We start from the raw sequence: 18,168 nt of genomic DNA, 5'->3' as shown, positions 1-18,168 counted from the left end.
GCCGGCCTTTTCTGCCGAACGTCCAACAGGAGCACCCGGTGTCCGTCGTCTTCGTCGCCGCCTCCAAGCTGCCCACGCCCTTCGCGGTCTTCACCATGCACGGTTTCCTCGACGAGGAGACCGGCAAGGAGCATGTCGCCCTGACCTTGGGTGATATCGCCGACGGCCAGCCCGTGCTGGGTCGCCTGCATTCCGAGTGCCTGACCGGCGATGCCCTGTTCAGCCAGCGTTGCGACTGCGGTGCCCAGCTCGAGGCGGCCCTGCGCGCCATCGCCCTGGAAGGCCGCGGCGTGCTGCTGTATCTGCGCCAGGAGGGCCGTGGTATCGGCCTGCTGAACAAGATTCGCGCCTATGAACTACAGGACGGCGGTGCCGATACCGTCGAGGCCAACGAGCGCCTGGGCTTCGCCGCTGATCAGCGCGACTATTCGATCTGTCAGCCGATGCTCGATCACCTGGGCATTCGCGCAATCAACCTGATGACCAACAATCCGCGCAAGGTCAAGGCGCTGGAAGGCTTTGGCGTACGTGTGGCCGAGCGCCGCCCGCTGGAAACCGGTCTCAATCCGCACAACCGCAAGTACCTGGCGACCAAGGCCGGCAAGCTCGGTCACCTGCTGGGCCTCAAGCACCAGGCGGAAGAAGAATGACCCGCGCCGAGGTGCGTCGCCGACTGGCCCTCGAATGGTGGCGCTGGTTCGGCTTCGCCCTGGCGCCGCTGTTCTTCCTCAACGTGCTGTTCGGCAGCAGCCAGGTGCTCGGCAGCGTGATGGAAATGCCGCTGTTCATCGCCGGCATGGCCTCCATGTTCGTCAGCCTGCCGCTGTTCTCGGCCTACAAGCACGCCCTGATCGCCACCGAGGCGGCCCTGGATGGCGAGCACGAACGCGAGGCCTGGCTGGAACTGGCCCGGCAGCGCCGCAAGGGCTTCCTCGGCGCAGGCCTGCCGGCCTGGATCGCTGCCATCGCCCTGTTCAGCGGGCTGAATGCCGTCGCGCTGATCCTCCTGTCCCTGAGCAGCGTGGTGCTGTTCTGCCTGTACCGCATTCCGCGCCAGCTTGGCTAAGCGCTTTCTCGTTGCCTGCCTGCTCGTCCTGAGCCTGCCGCTGGGGGCGGCGGAGCGGGTGGTCAGTCTGGCTCCCTCGATGTCGGAAATCATGCTGGAGCTGGGCGCCGGAGAGCGTCTGGTCGGCGTGCTCGACGGTGGTGAGCGTCCCGCGGCACTGGCTCATCTACCCTCGGTAGGCCGTTATGGCCAGGTGGAGCTGGAGACCCTGCTGGCGCTGCGTCCCGACCTATTGCTGCTGTGGCCGGACAGCGTGCCGGAGGCCCAGCGCGAGCAACTGAAGTCCTTTGGCATCCCTCTGTATGTCGGTGAGCCCCATGAGCTGCAGCAGTTGGCCGAACAGTTCGCTGAAATCGGTCAGCAGGTTGGTGTCGAGGCTCGTGGCCGGCAGCTGCGTGACGAGTTCAGTGCACGCCTGGCCGGTCTGCGCCAGCGCTACCGGCGCGAGTCGCCGTTGCCGGTGTTCTATCAGGTCTGGCACGAGCCGCTGTACACCATCGGTGGACGGCAGATCATCGGTGATGCGCTGGAGGTTTGTGGTGCGCACAACGTGTTCGCCGACCAGCGTTTGCCCGCACCGCAGGTCAATGTCGAGGCGGTGCTGCAGCGATCACCTGAGGTGATCCTGGCTGGCAGCGAAGGTGAACTGCAGCATTGGCGCGCCTGGCCGCAGATACCGGCGGTGCGGTTCGGTCAGCTGTGGACGGTACCGGACAAGGGCCTGGAGCGGCCCAGCTTCCAGATGCTGGCGGCCACCGAGAAGCTCTGCGCGCTGCTCGTCAACGCGCGCTAGCAATGAGGGGCATGGGGTCGCGCTGTCGTAGGGTGCGCACGGCGCACCCTACGAAGCGATGCTTTAGCGCTGTAGGCGAGCAGATGACCCAGAAAAAGGCCCCTGAAAGGGGCCTTTTTGCTGATCAGGGATCTACAGCTCCGGCGTCCAGACGAAGCCGAGCATGGCGCTGCGGCCTTCCTGGCGATAGCCGTAGCGCTCGCCTTCGTGCTCGTACAGGGCGCGCTGGTAATCCTTGTCCAGCAGGTTGTCGATCTTCGCCTCCAGCTTCAGTTCGCCAGTTGCCTGCCAGCTGCCGCGCAGGCCCAGCAGGCCATAGCCGCCCAGCTCGTACTGGTTGTTCGGATCGTCATAGCTGCTGCTCGCTGCCTGCCAGGTGGCGCCCACGGCGAAATCACCAAAGGCACGGTCGAGATCCAGCGTCAGCGTGCGACGCGCGCGGCGGTTGAGGGTATGGCCGCTGTCGCGGTCGCGCGGGTCGACGAAGGCGACGCCCAGTTGCCCCTGCCAGCCGAACAGCTCCTGCTGCAGCGCTGCCTCGAAGCCGTGGATGCGCGCAGTGGCGATGTTCTGCGGGATGAAGTTCTGGTCGTTGGCGATGGCGTCCTTGATGTCGGTGCGGTACACCGAGGCTTCCAGGCGCGTGCTCTCGGCCAGTTGGCTGCGCCACTGCAACTCGTAGCTCTTCGAGTGTTCGGGTTTGAGGTCCGGGTTGCTGTAGCCCGGGTAGTAGAGGTCGTTGAAGGTCGGCGCACGGAAGCCCTCGCTGTAGGACAGCACCAGGTCGTTGGCCTTGTTCAACGGTACGGTGAGGGCGCCGCTCCAGGTGTTCTCGCTGCCGAACTGTTCGTTCTTGTCGTGGCGCAGGCCCAGTTCGGTGGCGAAGTGTTCGCCCTGGTAGCGATGCTGGACGAAGGCGGCCTGGTTCCAGCGTTGCTGCTCGTCGAAGGCGGTGTTGCTGTTGAGCTGGTCCTCGTACCAGTCGGCGCCCAGCAGCAGGCTATGGCTGTCGCTCAGGGTCAGGGTGTTCAGCCAGTTCACCGAGTCACGATAGGTGTTGAATATGCCGCGCTCGTCGCTGAGCTTGTCCAGGCTCTCCTCGCGGTTCTCGCTGTGGCCGACTTCCAGGCGGCTGCTCCAGACATCGTTGATCTGCGCATCGAGGTAGCTGGAGACGCTGCTGACGGTGAAGTCGCTGTACGGGTCCTGGCCGACCGACTCGAAAGTGGTCATGTCGAAGCGGCCGAAGGGGTTGTCGAACTCGGTGCGGCCACGCTGGTCGAGCACGTTGATGCCGGCTTCGATGCGATCACTGAAGCTGTGGCTGAGGCTCAGGCTGAAGGCCTTGTTGCGGTAGGCATCGTGGTCCTGGTCGGAGTCGTAGGAGGTGCCGGTGCGATCGATGCCATGGGTCTCGTTGAGACTGCCAGCCAGGCTGAAGCGGGTCTGCTCGTCGCCACCGGAGATGCCGGCACTGCGCTGCCAGCTGGCGTTGCTGCCGTAGCCCATGCGCACGAAGGGTTTCAGGCCTTCGCTGGCGCTGCGGCGGGTGAATATCTGCACCACGCCGCCGATGGCGTCGGCGCCATGGATGGCCGAGCGCGGCCCGCGCAGCACTTCGATACGCTCGATCTGGTCGATGTTCAGGTGTTGCAGGTTGCTGTCGCCGGAGCTGGCGGAGCCGATGCGCATACCATCCACCAGCACCAGGCTCTGGGCCGATTTGGTGCCGCGGATATACAGGCTGGCCAGGCTACCGATGCCGTTGTCGGTGACCTGTACGCCGGGCACGCGGTTGAGCAACTCCACCACGTTGCGTGGTTGCAGGCGCTCGATATCGGCGCGGGTGAACACCGTGCTGGCGACGCTGCTGGTGCTGCGGGCCTGGGCCTCGCGGTTGGCGCTGATCAGGGTTTCGGACAGCTTCAGGGCCGCTTCCTGGTCGGCGGCCAGAACGGAGCCGCCGGGTAGCAGGGCGACAGCCAGGGCAAGACGGGACAACTTCATCGATCAATCCTCAAAAGGTCGGGAGACTTTTGAGGAGGGCAGGTGCAAGCGCTGCGGCGGCGGGCGTCGCAAGTGCTTGACGGTGATGCCCTCCGCAACACCAGTCGAATCACCATGCAGGCCGGTATCCGGGCTCTCGACGCACATCCGCTCGCCTTCCCGTGCAGCAGCACAGTGGCGTTCGAGCGGACGCCGATCAGATCGGGGTCGATTACCGTTGCGGGGGCAGCGCCGGGTTTGCTCGTGGAGCGCACCGGCTTCCCGTTTAATGCCGTGGTGACGAGCCGTGCGAGCGGCTCATCCGGCACACCTGGATGGAGTGCGCGCGACCTTAAGCGCATGGCTGGCTCAATTCAAGGCCGGAAATATGTTTCCGACCAGACCGTAGGGTGCGCCGTGTGCGTCGGAATACGTGGTGTTGCTCCGGCGCACCCTACGGATAGACAGCGGCTAGCCGCCGCTGGCATTCATGAAGCGCAGTACCTGCACGCTTGCGTCGAGGTTGAAACGATGCTGCTGCGGCTTGTGCTGCAGGCTGGCGTGCAGGGCATCGAGCAGTGGCTGGTCGTCGTCGGGAAAGCGCCGCAGCAGGGCGCGCAGGTCGAGGGCATTGTCGTGGCCCAGGCACAGCAGCAGCTTGCCTTCCACGGTCAGGCGCACGCGGTTGCAGCTGGCGCAGAAGTTGTGGCTGTGCGGCGAGATGAAGCCGATGCGGCTGTTCGGGTAAGCCGTCGGCCGAACATAGCGCGCCGGGCCACCGCTGTGCTCGGTGCTGTCGAGCAGACGATGGTGGCTGGCAATCAGCGCGCGAACCTCGTCGCTGGAACAGTAGCTTTCGCCGCGAGAGCGACCGACTTCGCCCAGCGGCATCTCCTCGATGAAGCTGATGTCCAGTCCGCGTTCGAGGGCGTAGTCGACCAGTGCCGGCACCTCGTCCAGGTTGCGCCCGCGCATGACCACCGTATTGAGCCTGATGCGGGCGAAGCCGGCGTCGCGTGCCGCCTCGATGCCATCCAGCACCTGGAGCAGGTCGCCCGTACGGGTCAGTGCACGGAAACGTTCGGGCTGCAGGCTGTCTAGGCTGATGTTGACGCGGCTGACGCCGACCCTGGCCAGCGGTGCGGCCAGCTTGCGCAGCTGCGAACCGTTGCTGGTCAGGGTCAGCTCGCGCAGGCCGGGCAGGGCGGCGATGCGCTGGCAGAGATCGACGATGCCCTGGCGCACCAGTGGCTCGCCACCGGTCAGGCGAATCTTCTTCACGCCCTGGCCGACGAACAGCCGCGCCAGCCGGTACAGCTCCTCCAGGCTGAGCGTCTCGCTGCGCGGCAGGAAGGTCATGTTCTCGGCCATGCAGTACACGCAGCGGAAGTCGCAGCGGTCGGTCACTGACAGGCGCAGGTAGTCGATGCGCCGGCCGAAGCCGTCCTGCAGGTTGCTCATGGGCCGCGTCAGCCGGGGAACAGGAAGGGATTCAGGCCGCTGCGGGCGAACCCTTCGCGCTCGACTTCGGCGTCCAGCGCCAGCGAAGCCAGGTCGTCGGCGACCACTTCCAGATCGCGGTCGCGATCCAGATAGAGCACCTTCAGGTAGCTGTGGCAGTCACCGCAGCTTTCGGCCTTGAGCGTGGCGTCCTTCGACTCCAGCGACCAGTAGTCGAGCTTGCCGGTTTCCTCGCAGTTGCTGCATTTGATCCGCACCATGTGCCAGCGGCTTTCGCACAGGCTGCAGTGCAGGTAGCGCAGGCCGCCGATGATCACGCTGGCGCTGGGCGATTGCGCGCACACCGGGCACAGCTGGCGGTTCTCGCCGAGGCCGGCGCTGGCGTGCAGTGGCAGGCGCGCGGCCAGTTGCGCCCAGTACAGCGACAGGGCACTCCAGAGGAACAGCGCTCGGTCGCTGCCGACCTCGGCGTGGTTCCCGGCGAGCAGGGCACTGGCCAGCGTCTCCAGCTGTTCGGGCGAGTGCGCGCGCAGCTGTTCCAGTACCTTGCGCACGGGGGGCGTAGCATCTGTCAGCAGCACATCGATGAGGCCGTGCAGCAACTGCTGCCAGTAGCGGTCGCGTGGCAGCGTGGTGCTGTCCAGCGGTGCGTGCTCGTTGCTCAGGGTTGGGCGGGTAGTGGCCGTGTCGGGCAGTGGCATCTGTTCCAGCAGCTTCAGCTGGGCGCCGGCAATGCAGGCAGCGAATTGCAGGTAGTCGGCCATCGCATGGCCTTCCGCGAGTGCCAGCAGGCGCGCCGCGCGGCGTGCGTATAGACCGTCGAGGTGGGGCAGCAGCAGAGGCTCGATCTTCTCGATGCCGCCGCTGGGCTGCGCCACCGGGGTCAGCTTGATGCTGCTCATTGCGCATCCTTCTTGCCGGTGACCTGGCGGTACCAGCTTGGATGATGGGTGCGCGCCCATTTGCGGCTGACGTAGCCGCTGGACATGCTGTCGATCGAGCCCTTGACCCAGAAAGCCAGGTAGATGTGGCCGATGATCAGCAGCATCAAGAGCACCCCAGCCAGAGCGTGGACGAACAGGCCGATGCGAATCACGGGTATCTCGAACAGGTGAGCGAACCAGGGTCGCCAGATCACCACGCCGCTGATCAGCAGCAGCGTGATCAGGCCCATGATTCCCCAGAACAGTACTTTCTGCCCGGCGTTGTACTTGCCGGTATCCAGCTCCTCGTTGTGCTCGCCCTTGAGCACGCCGCCGATGTCGGCGAACCACTTTAGGTCGTTGGCTTCGGGCAGGTTGTAGCGCACCAGGCGAATGAACATGAAGGTGAGCAGGACGAAGATCACCACACCCATGAAGGGATGGAGGATGCGCGCGAGCTGCGGACCGCCAAGCAGGCTATTCAGCCAGTTCAGCGAGGGGAAGAACCACGACAGACCGGACATCGCCACGAAGAAGAAGCAGATGACCATCAGCCAGTGACTCATGCGTACCGCATAAGTGGTGCGCAGCAGGGCGTTCTGTCGGTTGTTCATGCTTTTTCCTCCTCGGTCTCGTCTTCGGGCAGGGTCTGTGCACCCACGCCGACGTAGTGGAACAGCGTGCCGGTGAGGGTGGCGAGGAAGGCGGCTGCGGCCACCGGTTTGAGCCAGCCCTTCCAGCCGTGGATGGCGCTGCTGATGCGCGGGTCGGTGGGCAGCTTGTGGTACAGCTGCGGCTTGTCGGCGTGTTGCAGCACGTACATCACGTGGGTGCCGCCGACGCCTTGCGGGTTGTACACGCCGGCACCGGCGAAGCCACGACCCTTGAGCTCTTCGACGCGCTCCTCGCCGTAGTGCAGCATGTCTTCCTTGCTGCCGAAGCGGATCGCTCCGGTCGGGCAGGTCTTCACGCAGGCCGGCTCCTGGCCGACCGCCACGCGATCCGAGCACAGCGTGCACTTGTAGGCCTTGTTGTCCTTCTTGCTGATGCGCGGCACGTTGAACGGGCAGCCGGCGATGCAGTAGCCGCAGCCGATGCAGTGCTCGGACTGGAAGTCGACGATGCCGTTGGCGTACTGCACGATGGCGCCGGGCTGCGGGCAGGCCTTGAGGCAGCCCGGATCGGCGCAGTGCATGCAGCCGTCCTTGCGGATCAGCCACTCCAGGCGACCGCTTTCGTCGTTCTGGTACTCGTCATAGCGCATGACTGTCCAGGAGTTGGCTGTCAGGTCGACGGGGTTGTCGTATACACCGTGGTTGTGGCCGACCTCGTCGCGGATGTCGTTCCACTCCGAACAGGCCACCTGGCAGGCCTTGCAGCCGATGCAGGTGGTCACGTCGATCAGCTTGGCCACTTCGGCCTTCTTGTCGCGCACATGCGGCGCGGGCGTCAGCACGTTGGTGGCCGAGCGTTTGATGATGTCTTGGGATTGCATGGACATGGGAGCGCTCCGTTACACCTTTTCCACGTTGACGAGGAAGGCCTTGTACTCGGGGGTATGGGTGTTGGCGTCACCGATACGCGGGCTCAAGGTGTTGGCCAGGAAGCCCTTGCGGGTGGTGCCCTCGAAGCCCCAGTGGCAGGGAATGCCGACCTGTTCGACCTCCTGCCCGGCCACCTGCAGGGTCATCAGTCGCTTGGTGACCACCGCCTTGCCGCGGATGAAGCCGCGCTTGCTCGATACCCTGACCACGTCGCCGGCGGTGATGCCCCTGGCGGCGGCCAGCTTCTCGCTGATCTCGACGAACTGCTCGGGCTGGGCGATGGCGTTCAGGCGTGCGTGCTTGGTCCAGTGGCGGAACATCTCGGTGATGGAGTAGGTGGTTGCCACGAAGGGGAACTCCTCGCGCGAACCGAAGCTCGGCTTGTCGTCCTCGAATATGCGCGCCACCGGGCTCTTGCCACTGCCGCTGTGCAGCGGGTTGGCATCGATCGGGCTTTCCTGCGGCTCGTAGTGCTCGGGGAAGGGCCCGTCGGTCAGCGCGCCGAGGGCGAACAGGTGGCCGACACCGTCCGGCAGCATGATGAACGGGCTGACGCCGCTGTTCGGCGCTGCTGTTGGCGGGTAGTCGGGCACGTCGGCACCGCTCCACTTGGCGCCGTCCCAATGCAGGAACTCGCGCTGCGGGTCCCAGGGCTTGCCGGCTGGATCGGCCGAGGCGCGGTTGTAGAGCAGGCGCCGGTTGGCCGGCCAGGCAAAGCCCCAGCCCGGCGTATTGCCCAGGCCGGTGTCGGCGTTGTCGCGCCGGGCCATCATGTTGCCGGCTTGCGTCCACTGGCCGGTGTAGATCCAGCACAGGCTGCTGGTGCTGCCGTCGTCACGCAGGTGAGCGAAGCTGGACAGCAGCTCGCCCTTCTTGGCGATCGGGTTGCCCAGCTCGTCGAACAGGTCGGCCAGGGCATAGCCGTTGAGCTGCTTGGCGACCTCTTCCGGATGCGGGTCCTTCGGGTCGTGGTAGTTCCAGTCGACGTTCATCAGCGGCTCGGGACAGACCCCGCCTTCGCGGGCATACAGCTCACGCAGCTTCATCAGCAGCGAGCCGAGGATCTTGCCGTCGTGCCAGGATTCGTGGGGCGGCGTCTGGCCCGCCCAGTGCCATTGCAGCCAGCGTGCGGAGTTGGCGATCGAGCCGTTTTCCTCGGCGAAGCAGGACGAGGGCAGGCGGAACACCGTGGTCTGGATCTCGGCCGGGTTCACGTCGTTGAATTCGCCGTGGTTCTGCCAGAACGACGAGGTCTCGGTCTGCAGCGGGTCGATCACCACCAGGTATTTCAGCTTGGACAGGCCTTCACGCACCTTGCCCGAGGAGGCGGCTGCGGCGATCAGGTTGAAGCCCTGGACCAGGTAGCCGTTGGTCTTGCCCTTGGTCATCTGCTCGACAAAGGCCATCACGTCGTAGCTGACATCCCACTTGGGCAGCCAGTGGTAGCCCCATTCGTTCTCGGCGGTGGCCTTGTCGCCCCACATGCCCTTGAGGAAGCTGACCATGAACTTGGGCGTGTTCTTCCAGAAGTTCACCTGCTTGTCGACCAGGGTCTTCGGCGTGCGCTGTTCCAGGTAATCAGCGAGGCTCTGCTGATTCTCCTGGGGCAGGGTCAGGTAGCCGGGCAGCATGTTGTTCAGTACGCCCAGGTCGGTGAAACCCTGGACGTTGGAGTGGCCGCGCAGGGCGTTGATGCCGCCGCCGGGCATGCCGATGTTGCCGAGCAGCAGTTGCACGATGGCCGAGGCACGGATCATCTGCGAGCCGCCGACGTGCTGGGTCCAGCCCAGCGCGTAGAGGATGGTGGTGGTCCGGTCCGGTACGCAGGTGGCCGCCAGCTTCTCGCAGACGTGGAGGAAGTCTTGCTTCGGTGTGCCGCAGATGCTGCTGACCATCTCCGGCGTGTAGCGCTCGACGTGCTTCTTCAGCAGGTTGAACACGCAGCGCGGGTGCTGCAGGGTCTCGTCACGCAGGGCGTAGCCGTCGTCGCCCAGCTCGTAGGCCCAGGACGTACGATCGTAGCTGCGCTTGTCGGCGTCGTAGCCACTGAACAGGCCGTCTTCGAAGCTGTAGTCCTCGCGCACGATCAGCGGTGCGTTGGTGTAGGCCGTGACGTACTCGCGCTGGATCTTGTCGTGGCTCAGCAGGTAGTGGGCGACACCGAGCAGGAAGGCCGAGTCGGCGCCGGCGCGGATCGGCGAATAGAAGTCGGCGACGGCGGCGGTGCGGTTGAAGCGCGGGTCCACCACCATCATGTAGGCGTTGTTGCGGGTCTTGGCTTCCACGGCCCACTTGAAGCCCACCGGGTGGGCCTCGGCCGGGTTGCCGCCCATCACCAGGATGACGTTGGCGTTGCGGATGTCGACCCAGTTGTTGGTCATCGCGCCGCGTCCGAACGACGGCGCCAGGCCGGCTACCGACGGCCCGTGACAGAGGCGGGCCTGGTTCTCCAGGTGCACCATGCCCAGGCTGCGGGCGAACTTGACGTCAAGGATGCCGGTCTCGTTGCTGGCCGCCGACGAGCCGAGAAAGCCCGTGGTGGTCCAACGGTTGACCCGCTGGCCCTTGGCGTTCTTCTCGATGAAGTTGGCGTCGCGGTCATCCTTCATCAGCCGGGCGATGCGCTCGAGTGCCTGGTCCCAGGAAATACGCTTCCACTCGTTGCTGCCGGCCTCGCGTACTTCCGGGTACTTCAGGCGCTGGTCGCTGTGGATGTAGTCGATAAGGCCGGCGCCCTTGGGGCACAGCGAACCGCGGTTGACCGGGTGATCCGGATCGCCCTCGATATGGAAGATGCGCTCCTGCGCGTTCTTCGCGCCATCGCCGAGGCTGTACATCAGGATGCCGCAACCGACCGAGCAGTAGGTGCAGTTGTTGCGGGTTTCCTTGGCGCGCAGCAGCTTGTACTGGCGCGGCTGGGTCGCCTGGGCGACGCCGGGTGCGAAGCCCAGTGCAGCGGTCGTAGCTACCCCTGCGCCGACCGTACAGATCTTGAAGAACTGTCGTCTACCGAGTTGCATCGGTTTCTCCTCATCGTGCGGGCAAGGGCATATCAGGTTGTGGCTCCGCTTCTATTGAGCGGATGCTCGGGTATGGGTGGTGCGAGTGGTCAGCGGGCCCTCGGTGCCGGGCTGTAGACCCTCGGCGCATCGCGGTGCGGTGCGTGGATCAGGTTGAGGTTGTGCCGGCGTGCCCAGTCCACGGTCAGGCTGGTGGGTGCGGACAGGCTGACTAGCGTGCCGATGCCGGCGCGCACCGCCTTGTGCAGCAGTTCCAGGCCGCAGCGGCTGGTGACCACGGCAAAGCCCTGGCGCGGGTCGTGACGGCCGCGTTGCAGGGCGCCGATCAGCTTGTCCAGGGCGTTGTGCCGGCCAATGTCTTCGCGGCACAGGCTCAGCCGGCCCTGGGCATCGACGAAGGCCGCGGCATGCAGGGCGCCGCTATTGCGGGCATGCACTTGTGCATCGCCGAGGCGCTGGCGCAGCTCGGCCAGGTGCGCGGCGGGCGGCAAGGTGCTATCGGGCAGCGGATTGAGCGCGGGCAGGGCCTGCTCCAAGGCTTCGACACCGCACAGGCCGCAGCCACTGCTGCCGGCCAGCTGACGGCGCTGCTGCTTGAGGTTCCAGAAGCTGCGGCTGCTGATTTCGAGCTCGGCATGCCAGGCGTCGGCAATAGACTTAAGTCGAATATCTAATATTTCATCGATGTGTTCGATGATTCCGTTGCCCAGGCTGAAACCGGTTAGGAAGTCTTCCAAATCCCACGGCGAAGCCATCATCACGGCCTGATTGATGCCGTTGTAGCTGATGCTGATGGCGCACTCATTTGCTAGAAAATTGATTTTAATCAATGACTCGCAGCCAATTTCTACAAACTCATAGCGCTGATCTTGTGTCTCCGTAGACCAGATTTTGGCGTGGGGTGGCATCGAAAGAAACCCGAATACAGTTTGGCTCAGCGAAAGTTTATACCCATGGTTAATGTATGGCTAATCTAGTAATTCGATGTATTGGACGAAAGTAGCTATCGGACTACTCGGCTTGATTGGCCTTGTTTCTGGTGCGGCAGGTGTCCTGCCCCCAGTGGATGAGAGAGCACTACGGGGCGAGGCGGTGGTGATGGCCGTGTGGTGTGTGTGGCGGAGAGAGAGCGGGCAGTGGGGGAAGTCGGGGCCGATGTTCGGCCCCGGGGCTGATGCTCAGGCGCCAAGCAGGGCGAGGCGGGCGCGGATGGCGGACTCGATACCGGCTGTATCCAGCCCGCACTCGGCGAGCATCTGCGCCGGCTTGGCGTGTTCCACGTAGTAGTCGGGCAGGCCCAGGTGCAGCAGTGGCTTGACGATGTTTTCGGCGGCGAGGAATTCGCTGACCGCGCTGCCGGCACCGCCCATCACGGCGTTTTCCTCGATGGTCACCAGCAGCTCATGGCTGGCCGCCAGTTCGCGCAGCAGGGTCTCGTCGAGGGGTTTGACGAAGCGCATGTCGACCACGGTGGCGTCGAGTGCCTCGCCGACGCGCAGCGCCTCGGTCAGTTGCACGCCGAAGGCCAGCAGGGCGGTGCGCTTGCCCTGGCGACGGACCACGGCCTTGCCGATTTCCACCGGCTCCAGGCGCGGGTCGATCGGCGTGTTGGGGCCGCTGCCGCGCGGGTAGCGCACAGCCGCGGGGCCCGGGAAGTGGTAGCCGGTGGTCAGCAGCAGGCGAAGCTCGTTCTCGTCGCTGGGCGTGGCGATCAGCATGCCGGGGATGCAACGCAGGTAGGAAATGTCGAAGCTGCCGGCATGGGTCGGACCGTCTTCGCCGACCAGGCCGGCGCGATCGATGGCGAACAGCACGTCGAGGTGCTGTACAGCCACGTCGTGGATCAGCTGGTCGTAGGCGCGCTGCAGGAAGGTGGAGTAGATCGCCACCACCGGCTTGGCGCCGTCACAGGCCATGCCGGCGGCCAGGGTCACCGCGTGCTGCTCGGCGATGGCTACGTCGAAGTAGCGCTCCGGGAAGCGCTCGCTGAAGGCCACCAGGTCGGAGCCTTCCTTCATCGCCGGAGTGATGCCGACCAGGCGCGGATCTTCGGCAGCCATATCGCACAGCCACTGGCCGAATACGGCGGAGTATTTGGGGCCGGAGGGTTGCTTCGGCTCGGCTGGCGCCTTGATCGGCTCCAGCTTGGTGATCGCGTGGTAGCCGATCGGGTCGACCTCGGCCGGGGCGAAGCCCTTGCCCTTCTTGGTCACCACGTGGAGGAACTGCGGGCCCTCCAGGTCGCGCATATTGCGCAGGGTGGCGATCAGGGTCGGCAGGTCGTGGCCGTCGATGGGGCCGACGTAGTTCCAGCCCAGCTCCTCGAACAGGGTGCCGGGCACCAGCATGCCCTTGGCGTGCTCCTCGACCTTGCGCGCGATCTCCCAGGCGCCGGGCAGGCGCGAGAGGATCTTCTTGCTGCCTTCGCGCATGCTCGAATAGGTGCGGCTGGAGATGATCTTGGCCAGGTAGTTGGACAGGCCGCCGACGTTCTTCGAGATCGACATGTCGTTGTCGTTGAGCACCACCAGCATATTGGCTTTGACGTCGGACGCGTGGTTCAACGCTTCGAAGGCCATGCCGGCGGTCAGCGCGCCGTCGCCGATCACCGCCACCGACTTGCGCTTGCTGCCCTGCAGGCGGGCGGCGATGGCCATGCCCAGAGCGGCGCTGATGCTGGTGCTGGAGTGGCCGACGCCGAAGGTGTCGTACTCGCTCTCGCTGCGGCGCGGGAAGGCGGCCAGGCCGTCCTTCTGGCGCAGGCTGCCCATGCGCTCGCGGCGACCGGTGAGGATCTTGTGCGGGTAGGCCTGGTGGCCCACGTCCCACACCAGACGGTCGTCCGGCGTATCGAAGATGTAGTGCAGGGCGATGGTCAGCTCGATCACGCCCAGGCCGGCACCGAAATGCCCGCCGGTCTGGCCAACGCTGTACAGCAGGTATTGGCGCAGCTCGTCGGCCAGGCTTTCCAGCTCGCTTTCCGCCAGGCGGCGCAGGCCGTCCGGGGTGTCGGCGCTGTCGAGCAGGGGCGTGGCGGGACGCTCGCGGGGGATTTCGTGGAAGGTGGTCGGCATCAGGCGGATCGTTATAGGCATACAAAAGATGCGGCAGTTTACCTGAAGCGCCGGAAACAGCCCAAACGACCTGTAAGGGGATCAGTCCGCGGCGTAGTGCCGCGCCAGGAAATCCAGCAGTAATGCGTTGACCCGTTCGCCGTCCTCGCTCTGCAGCCAGTGGCCGCAATTCTCCAGCAGATGCTGTTCCAGGCGCGGCACCTTGGCCGCCATGCGCTTGAGCGTCGGCGCCTCGAAACGGCCGACCGGGTCGCGGTCGCCGAGCAGGAACAGGGTCGGTTGCAGCACCTGCAGGTCGGCCAGCGGTTCAGTGCGCTGCCAGTTGCGCTCGAAATTGCGGTACCAGCTCAGCGCGCCGCGGAAGCCGTGGCCGGCGAAGGTCCTTTCGTACACGGCGAACAGCCCGGGCGAGCACCAGGACGGCAGCGGCAGATCGCTCATGCCGTCGAACAGTCGGGCGCCGGCCGGCTTGTCCTGCAGCAACGCACCTTCCAGACCGCCGAGCAGCAGACGCAGGCTGCGGCCGATGTCGGCGTCCAGCTCGGCCTCGGCCAGGCCCGGTTGCTGGAAGTAGAGGATGTAGTGGAAGCGCCCGGCGTAGGCCTCGCGCATCATCTCGATGGCTGGGCGCTTGGGCCGCCCGCCGAAGGGTACCGACAGCGCGCCGAGCGCCTGCACCCGCGCAGGCTCCAGCAGCGCCAGGTGCCAGGCCACCGGTGCGCCCCAGTCATGGCCGACCACGGCGACGTTGGTCTGGCCGAGGGCATCCATGGCGCCCTGGATATCGCCGCACAGGGTCAGCAAGTCATAGGCGGCGGGATCGGCCGGCGCGCTGCTCTGCCCATAGCCACGCATCTCCGGAGCGAATACCCGGTAGCCGGCGGCGGCCAGCGCCTCGATCTGCGGGTGCCAGGCGTACCAGCACTCGGGGAAGCCATGTAGCAGCCATACCGGCTTGCCGTCTGCCGGGCCGGCGCTGTAGAGGCTGAGGTCGATGCCGTTGATCGCCAGCAACTGATGTTCGATATGCATGGACGTGCTCCTACCAGGTGTCGACGAAGGGGCGTTTCTTGCCCGCACGGGCGGGCGCTTTCGGCGTGGCATTGAGCCCACGCAGCAGCCAGGCGCGACTCTCGGCGGGGTCGATGACGGCGTCTATCTCCAGATAGCTGGCCATGTTCAACGCCTTGCCGTTGTCGTAGGCCTTGGCCACCAGTTTGTCGAACAGCGCCTGGCGGCTGGCGTCGTCCGGTTGGGCTGCCAGTTCTTTGGCGAAGCCCAGGCGCACCGCTCCCTCCAGCCCCATGGCGCCGAACTCGCCACTGGGCCAGGCGGCGGTGAACAGCGGCGAGTGGAAGCTGCCGGCGGCCATGGCCTGGGCGCCGAGGCCGTAGCCCTTGCGCAGCACCAGGGTGAAGAACGGCACGCTGAGGCTGGCGGCGGCGACGAACATGCGTGACACGTGGCGTACTGTGGCCTGCTTCTCCGCCTCGGGGCCGACCATGAAACCGGGCGTATCGCACAGCGAAACCATGGGGATATCGAAGGCATCGCACAGCTGCATGAAGCGAGCTGCTTTATCTCCCGCCACCGCGTCGATGGCGCCGCCCAGATGCGCGGGGTTGTTGGCGAGCAGGCCGAACGGCTTGCCCTCGATGCGGATAAAGGCGGTGACCAGACCCGGAGCGAACTGGCGGCGCAGCTCCAGCACGCTGCCACTGTCGGCCAGCAGCTCGATCACCCGGCGGATGTCGTAGACGCGCAGGCGATTCTCGGGGATGACATGGCGCAGCTCGCGCGGGTCGGCGCATTGCCAGTCGGCCAGCGGTCCCTGGAAGTAGGAGAGGTACTGCTTGGCCACGCGCACGGCCTCTTCCTCGTTCTCCACCAGTACGTCGATCACTCCGTTCGGGCCCTGCACGCTGGTGGGGCCGACCTGCTCGGGCTTGAAGCTGCCCAGGCCGCCGCCTTCGATCATCGCCGGTCCGGCCATGCCGACAGTGGCGTCTTTCGCGGCGATGATCACGTCGCAGCAGCCGAGCAGGGCGGCGTTGCCGGCGAAGCAGCGGCCGGAGACTATCCCTACTGTAGGGACCAGGCCGGACAGTCGGGCCATGGCGACGAAGGTGTGGCAGTCGAGTCCGGCCACGCCGACGAAATCGGTGTCGCCGGGCCTACCGCCGCCGCCCTCGGCGAACAGCACCAGCGGCAGGCGCCACTGTTCGGCCAGGCCGAGCATGCGATCGGTCTTCTTGTGGTTCATCACGCCCTGGGTGCCGGCGAACACCGTGTAGTCGTAGGCGATGGCCATGCAGCGCGCGGCCTCGCTGCCGAAGGCGTCGGCGTTGACCGTGCCGATGCCGGCCACCAGACCATCGGCCGGGCTCAGCTCCAGCAGTTCCTCATGCGAGCGACGGCGCCGCTGGGCGGCCAGGGCCATGGCGCCGTACTCGTTGAAGCTGCCTTCGTCGAGCAGGTCGTGCAGGTTCTCGCGGGTGGTGCGCTGGCCGGTCTTGCGGCGCTTGGCCACGGCCTCGGGGCGGCGCGCGTCGCTCAGACGCGCGTGGCGCTCCAGCACCTCGGCCAGGTCGGCGCGGATATGTTCGAGATCGACCGTCTGTTCGTCCTGCGCGCGTCCGCCATCGACCTCCGCGGGTTCGATGAACAGCAATGCCTGGCTCTCGCCCAGCGCATCGCCGGGGGCTGCAGCCAGGGCGCGGACGATGCCGCCGCGTTCGGCGCGAACGACGAACTCCATCTTCATCGCCTCCAGCACCGCGACCTGCTGGCCGGCGGCGACGCTATCGCCTTCGGCCACGTCCAGGCTGACCAGCACGCCGGTGCTCGGCGTGTTCAGCGCCAGGGTGCCGGCCGGTGTCTCGATGGCTTTGGTATCAGTGACGCTGGTGCCGGTCTGGGCGAAATAGCGGTGCGGATGGGCCGCGCCGTGGGCGCCGAGCAGCTCGCCCAGCTGTTGTTCGACGAAGCGCGTGCTGACCCGGTTACTCAGCACTTCCTCGCGCTGCAGCAGGTTCTGCAGCAGGTGCAGGTTGCTCGCCACGCCCTCCAGGCGGAATTCGCAGAGGGCGCGATAGGCGCGGCGCAGGGCGCCCGGGTAGTCGGGCGCGCTGGCGATCAGCTTGGCCAGCAGCGAATCGTAGGCCGGGCTCACCGGGTAGCCGGCGTAGCCGTAGCCATCCACGCGTAGGCCGGGGCCGGCCGGCGGCTGGTAGGCGCTCAGCGTGCCGGCGGCCGGGCGCGCACTGCCGTCGGTGTGCAGGGTTTCCAGGTTGATCCGCAGCTGCACCGCGCAACCTTGTGGCGCCGGCGGTTGCAGCAGACCGAGCTCGGCGAGGCTGGCGCCGGCCGCCAGGCGCAGCTGGGTGTGCAGCAGGTCGATGCTGGTGATCTGCTCGGTGACCGTGTGCTCCACCTGCACCCGCGGGTTGGCTTCCATGAAGAAGAACCGATCAGCCTCGACCAGGAACTCGAAGGTGCCGATGCCGCGGTAGTTCACTTCGGCTGCCAGGCGCAGAGCGCAGCCGATGATCGCCTCGCGCAGGCCGGCATCCAGGTCGGGGCTGGGGGCGATCTCCACCAGCTTCTGGTTGCGGCGCTGCAGGCTGCAGTCGCGCTCCCACAGGTGGCTGACCTGCGTACCGTCGCCTAGCACCTGCACCTCGATATGCCGGGCGTTCTGCACCAGTTGCTCGATATACAGCGCACCGTTGCCGAAGGCGCTCTGGGCCTCGGACTGGCAGCGTGCGTAGGCTTCGTCCAGCTCTGCCTCATCATGGATCGCACGCATGCCGCGTCCGCCACCGCCGGCCAGGGCCTTGAGCATGGCGGCGCCGTGTTCGGCGAGGAAGGTGCGTGCCTCATCCAGGCTCACCGCGCGGTTGATCCCGGCCACCAGCGGTGCACCACAGCGTTCGGCCAGCTGGCGGGCGGCGGCCTTGTCGCCGAACAGCTCCAGCACCTCCGGCTCCGGGCCGACGAAGGTCAGGCCAGCAGCCTCACAGCGGCGGGCGAACTCGGCGTTCTCGGCGAGGAAGCCGTAGCCGGGATGGATGGCCGTGCAGCCCTGCTCGCGGGCGATGGCGATCAGCTGGTCCATGTCCAGGTAGGCCGGCACCCCGCGGCCTTGCAGCGCCATGGCGAGGTCGGCCTTGCGCGTGTGCAGGCTGGCGCCGTCGTCCTCGGCGAACACGGCCACAGATCGGATGTTCAGATCGGCGCAGGCCTGGGCGATACGGATGGCGATCTCGCCGCGGTTGGCGATCAGCAGGGATTGAAACATG

General features: G+C 66.1%; 13 protein-coding genes and 1 riboswitch. Of the genes, 3 read left to right on the top strand and 10 right to left on the bottom strand.

Features of this window, described 5'->3' with window-relative positions; all coding sequences use genetic code 11:
* Positions 1-38 precede the first annotated feature (38 nt).
* Genes ribA through IB234_RS14410 form a run of 3 tightly spaced genes read left to right on the top strand, consistent with a single transcriptional unit; the run spans position 39 to position 1,859 of the window.
* Positions 39-650 carry a GTP cyclohydrolase II gene (gene ribA / locus IB234_RS14420; RefSeq protein ID WP_192318879.1) on the top strand — a complete coding sequence of 204 codons (612 nt, stop codon included), beginning with the start codon at positions 39-41 and terminating at the stop codon, positions 648-650.
* On the top strand, positions 647-1,066 hold the full coding sequence (locus IB234_RS14415; protein WP_192318876.1) for an MFS transporter: 420 nt from the start codon (positions 647-649) through the stop codon (positions 1,064-1,066). The genes ribA and IB234_RS14415 overlap by 4 nt, the downstream gene beginning before the upstream one ends.
* Positions 1,059-1,859: a cobalamin-binding protein gene (locus IB234_RS14410; RefSeq protein WP_225580579.1), complete on the top strand. Its 801-nt coding sequence runs from the start codon at positions 1,059-1,061 to the stop codon at positions 1,857-1,859. Before IB234_RS14415 ends, IB234_RS14410 begins: the two co-directional genes overlap by 8 nt.
* 132 nt (positions 1,860-1,991) lie before the next feature.
* On the opposite strand, the gene IB234_RS14405 is transcribed toward IB234_RS14410, so the two are convergent.
* The 10 genes from IB234_RS14405 to IB234_RS14360 all read right to left on the bottom strand — a co-directional run bounded on the left by IB234_RS14405 (position 1,992) and on the right by IB234_RS14360 (position 18,167).
* Positions 1,992-3,866, bottom strand: coding sequence for a TonB-dependent receptor domain-containing protein (locus IB234_RS14405; RefSeq protein WP_192318872.1), 1,875 nt, complete (start codon positions 3,864-3,866; stop codon positions 1,992-1,994).
* Between the two features lie 101 nt (positions 3,867-3,967).
* A riboswitch (cobalamin riboswitch) is annotated at positions 3,968-4,187 on the bottom strand.
* Positions 4,188-4,316: 129 nt separating this feature from the next.
* Positions 4,317-5,306 carry a GTP 3',8-cyclase MoaA gene (moaA, locus tag IB234_RS14400; protein ID WP_192318869.1) on the bottom strand — a complete coding sequence of 330 codons (990 nt, stop codon included), beginning with the start codon at positions 5,304-5,306 and terminating at the stop codon, positions 4,317-4,319.
* An 8-nt stretch (positions 5,307-5,314) separates the two neighbouring features.
* Complete coding sequence (fdhE, locus tag IB234_RS14395; RefSeq protein ID WP_192318866.1) at positions 5,315-6,208, bottom strand: formate dehydrogenase accessory protein FdhE; 894 nt, start codon at positions 6,206-6,208, stop codon at positions 5,315-5,317.
* Positions 6,205-6,843 (bottom strand): formate dehydrogenase subunit gamma, encoded by a 639-nt coding sequence (locus IB234_RS14390; protein WP_192318863.1) that lies wholly within the window; start codon positions 6,841-6,843, stop codon positions 6,205-6,207. The genes fdhE and IB234_RS14390 overlap by 4 nt, the downstream gene beginning before the upstream one ends.
* Positions 6,840-7,730, bottom strand: coding sequence for a formate dehydrogenase subunit beta (gene fdxH, locus IB234_RS14385; RefSeq protein ID WP_192318860.1), 891 nt, complete (start codon positions 7,728-7,730; stop codon positions 6,840-6,842). Before fdxH ends, IB234_RS14390 begins: the two co-directional genes overlap by 4 nt.
* Before the next feature lie 12 nt (positions 7,731-7,742).
* Positions 7,743-10,793: a formate dehydrogenase-N subunit alpha gene (gene fdnG, locus IB234_RS14380; protein WP_192318858.1), complete on the bottom strand. Its 3,051-nt coding sequence runs from the start codon at positions 10,791-10,793 to the stop codon at positions 7,743-7,745.
* Positions 10,794-10,882: 89 nt separating this feature from the next.
* Positions 10,883-11,701 carry a formate dehydrogenase accessory sulfurtransferase FdhD gene (fdhD, locus tag IB234_RS14375; protein WP_192318855.1) on the bottom strand — a complete coding sequence of 273 codons (819 nt, stop codon included), beginning with the start codon at positions 11,699-11,701 and terminating at the stop codon, positions 10,883-10,885.
* A gap of 270 nt (positions 11,702-11,971) precedes the next feature.
* Positions 11,972-13,867: a 1-deoxy-D-xylulose-5-phosphate synthase gene (gene dxs / locus IB234_RS14370; RefSeq protein ID WP_192318852.1), complete on the bottom strand. Its 1,896-nt coding sequence runs from the start codon at positions 13,865-13,867 to the stop codon at positions 11,972-11,974.
* A gap of 81 nt (positions 13,868-13,948) precedes the next feature.
* Complete coding sequence (locus tag IB234_RS14365) at positions 13,949-14,899, bottom strand: alpha/beta fold hydrolase (protein WP_192318849.1); 951 nt, start codon at positions 14,897-14,899, stop codon at positions 13,949-13,951.
* Positions 14,900-14,909: 10 nt separating this feature from the next.
* Positions 14,910-18,167 (bottom strand): carboxyl transferase domain-containing protein, encoded by a 3,258-nt coding sequence (locus IB234_RS14360; RefSeq protein ID WP_225580578.1) that lies wholly within the window; start codon positions 18,165-18,167, stop codon positions 14,910-14,912.
* Between the last annotated feature and the right edge of the window lies 1 nt (position 18,168).

Source organism: Pseudomonas sp. PDM16 (assembly GCF_014851865.1).
In the GTDB taxonomy this organism is placed as follows: Bacteria; Pseudomonadota; Gammaproteobacteria; order Pseudomonadales; family Pseudomonadaceae; genus Aquipseudomonas.
Note: the sequence above shows the minus strand (reverse complement) of the source record. Positions and strands in the feature narration are given on the sequence as shown.

Excerpts from the sequence above, each read along its gene's own strand:
- IB234_RS14415 (WP_192318876.1), top strand. The coding sequence starts at position 647 with ATGACCCGCGCCGAGGTGCGTCGCCGACTGGCCCTCGAATGGTGGCGC.
- IB234_RS14405 (WP_192318872.1), bottom strand. The coding sequence starts at position 3,866 with ATGAAGTTGTCCCGTCTTGCCCTGGCTGTCGCCCTGCTACCCGGCGGC.
- moaA (WP_192318869.1), bottom strand. The coding sequence starts at position 5,306 with ATGAGCAACCTGCAGGACGGCTTCGGCCGGCGCATCGACTACCTGCGC.
- fdhE (WP_192318866.1), bottom strand. The coding sequence starts at position 6,208 with ATGAGCAGCATCAAGCTGACCCCGGTGGCGCAGCCCAGCGGCGGCATC.
- IB234_RS14390 (WP_192318863.1), bottom strand. The coding sequence starts at position 6,843 with ATGAACAACCGACAGAACGCCCTGCTGCGCACCACTTATGCGGTACGC.
- fdxH (WP_192318860.1), bottom strand. The coding sequence starts at position 7,730 with ATGTCCATGCAATCCCAAGACATCATCAAACGCTCGGCCACCAACGTG.
- fdnG (WP_192318858.1), bottom strand. The coding sequence starts at position 10,793 with ATGCAACTCGGTAGACGACAGTTCTTCAAGATCTGTACGGTCGGCGCA.
- fdhD (WP_192318855.1), bottom strand. The coding sequence starts at position 11,701 with ATGCCACCCCACGCCAAAATCTGGTCTACGGAGACACAAGATCAGCGC.
- dxs (WP_192318852.1), bottom strand. The coding sequence starts at position 13,867 with ATGCCGACCACCTTCCACGAAATCCCCCGCGAGCGTCCCGCCACGCCC.
- IB234_RS14365 (WP_192318849.1), bottom strand. The coding sequence starts at position 14,899 with ATGCATATCGAACATCAGTTGCTGGCGATCAACGGCATCGACCTCAGC.
- IB234_RS14360 (WP_225580578.1), bottom strand. The coding sequence starts at position 18,167 with ATGTTTCAATCCCTGCTGATCGCCAACCGCGGCGAGATCGCCATCCGT.